At 50.0% G+C, this 384-nt stretch carries 1 protein-coding gene; it reads right to left on the reverse strand.

Annotation, left to right across the window (positions count from 1 at the left end; all coding sequences use genetic code 11):
• Window positions 1-70: 70 nt before the first annotated feature.
• Window positions 71-286, reverse strand: a complete 216-nt coding sequence (gene rpmE, locus DUK53_RS17375) for a 50S ribosomal protein L31 (protein WP_024482871.1) — start codon at window positions 284-286, stop codon at window positions 71-73.
• Window positions 287-384: the final 98 nt, after the last annotated feature.

Raw genomic sequence — 384 nt, forward strand, 5'->3', positions numbered from 1 at the left:
CTGCCTGCACCGAAGGCAAAAACGAAAAAAGGCGCCCGAAGGCGCCTTTTTCATCTGACGATAAGAAAACTTATTTCTTAACGCCTGGTACGCTGAAACGCTTGTTGAAGCGGTCAACGCGGCCACCGGTAGCAACATCACGCTGCTTGCCAGTGTAGAACGGGTGGCATTCGCCACAAACGTCCAGGTTCAGATCGTGACCCACGGTAGAGCGGATTTTGATCACGTTACCGCAAGAGCAGTTTGCAGTAACTTCGTCGTATTTAGGGTGAATACCTTTTTTCATGGGAGAACCTCAGTTAAGGCCGTGTCGCTATCCAGCCCTGTTCCGCCAGACACCACACGTGGTTGATAATAGGTTTTGATATGGGATTATACCAAAGG

It is taken from the genome of Listeria sp. SHR_NRA_18 (genome assembly GCF_003856515.1).
Classification (GTDB): domain Bacteria; phylum Bacillota; class Bacilli; order Lactobacillales; family Listeriaceae; genus Listeria_A; species Listeria_A newyorkensis.